Genomic DNA, 1,893 nt, shown 5'->3' with positions numbered 1-1,893 from the left:
GTGGGTCCAGGCGGGTGGGCGGTCGCAGCCGTGGAAGCGGCATCCGCCGTCGCGGGCGACCAGGACGCGGCGCATGGCGGGTGGGGGGACGCGGTGGAGGCGTCCGGCGTTGAGGGGTATGTCGTCGGGGTCGAGGACGACGCGGTTGATGCCGGCGTCGCAGGCGAGGCGGCGGACGGCGTCGGGGGTGAGCAGGCCGCCGTATTCGGTGATGCCTCCCGTGCCGGGAGTGGGCATGCCGGTGCGGCGTCCGGTCACCCCGGCGATCGCTTCGGCCAGCCCGAGATCGGGCGCCGCACCCCATGCCGGCAGGCCCGCATCCGGCGGGCCCGCGTCCGCCAGGCCCCTATCCGCGAGGCTCCTATCCGCGAGGCTCGTGTCCGCGAGGCTCGCGCCCGCTAGGCCCGTGTCCGCGAGGCTGGCGTCGGCCAGGTCCGCGTTCGCGAGGCTCGCGTCCGCTGGGCTCGTATTCGTTGGCGCCGCGCTGGGCAGGTGCGCGTCTGGCAGAGCGGTGCCGGGCGGGGCGCTGGTGTCGGGTGAGGTTTGCGGGGCGAGTTCATCGGCCCACACCGCCAACGCGGCATCCCAATCGACACCGATGCCCCCGGTGTCGTCGGGGTGTTCGGCCCAGTCGGGTGGGGTCGGGGCCGGGTCGTCGTCCAGATAGGCCCATCCGGCGGTGAGGACGTCCTCGCCGTCGAACCGGACCGGGGCCAGCCGCCGCCGTTTCCGGCCCGCCCGGCTGCTGTGCTGCAGATCCCGGGCATGCACCAGCACCGCCAGATGCGGCTGCTCACCGCCGTGGGTCGGGAGGTTCGCGGTGTCCAGCCCGAGGCGGAACAGCTCCGCGAGCGCGTCGTGGCGACGCTGGCGTGGGCTCCGGTCGTCTTCGGTGTCCCGCCGGCCCGAAGCGGCGTTCAAATACGTCTGGGCCAGCGCACCGGCCTCCGGAGTCAACGTCCCGGCCAAATCCCACGTTCCGCCAAAGGTCTGCGCGTTGTAGATCGCCCGGTCGGCCTCATCCGGCTCCCCACCGTCGCCGTCATCGTCCTCGGTTTCCGGGCGCAGATACGCCTCGATCCGCCTAGAGACGTGCTTCAACGCGGCCGGGTCCATCGTCAACGCCGGACCCAGCAACGCGTCGGCGGCTTCATCCGCCAGGTCCGGGCCGACCTTCTTCGCTAACCGGGCGGCGACCAGCACATGCGCCCGCGACACCCGACCGGCCCGGAACGCCTCGGCGAACACCGGGTCGTCGGGCAGATGCCGGGCGACGTCCACCAGTTCCGAGGACTCCACCGGCGACACATGCAACCGGGCCCGCAGCCACGATTTGGTGGAGACCGCTCCGTCGTACTCCACCGCGCCCCGCTGATGCACCACCCCCACCGCCGCCACCAGGGCGGCGTCGACCTGCGACCGGATCCGATACAACTCCCGCACCCGCTCACACAAGGCCCCGTCGGAGCCGCCGGTGAGGTCCTCACCAGCAACGACGGCCGCTGCTGCGGCTAGCCGTCCGAGCCCTGTGTCCATACCCGCAACCCTATTCATCGCACACCTGTACGGGTATCGGGTGAACGGCATACCCCGGCCCTATGCCGAACGGCGTAGGCAGCCGAAGAACCGTCACGCGAGAACGGACGCGCAGCTCAGTGCGGGGCATCGCCGGCCTCTCGCGAGCCCGGTGCGGCGACGGTCTCGAGGATGCCGGTGCGGACGTGAAGGTGGTGGAGAACGCCCCCCCAGCCGGCCCGCTCCCAGGAGCGAACTCGTGGAAGCCCGGAACGATGAGGCCAAGCACGCCAGGACGAGCCCCCGGCCGCATCGATCGACCGAGCCACACGCTCCTCAGCCGCCCCATCCCGGGAGGTGCCACGCCGAGCAACGCGC

General features: G+C 72.4%; 1 protein-coding gene. It reads right to left on the bottom strand.

Annotated elements, in window-relative coordinates:
* On the bottom strand, positions 1-1,536 hold a 1,536-nt coding region (locus BUB75_RS43990; protein WP_178380148.1), incomplete at its 3' end, for a DUF222 domain-containing protein.
* Positions 1,537-1,893: the final 357 nt, after the last annotated feature.

This window comes from Cryptosporangium aurantiacum (assembly GCF_900143005.1).
In the GTDB taxonomy this organism is placed as follows: Bacteria; Actinomycetota; Actinomycetes; order Mycobacteriales; family Cryptosporangiaceae; genus Cryptosporangium; species Cryptosporangium aurantiacum.
Note: the sequence above shows the minus strand (reverse complement) of the source record. Positions and strands in the feature narration are given on the sequence as shown.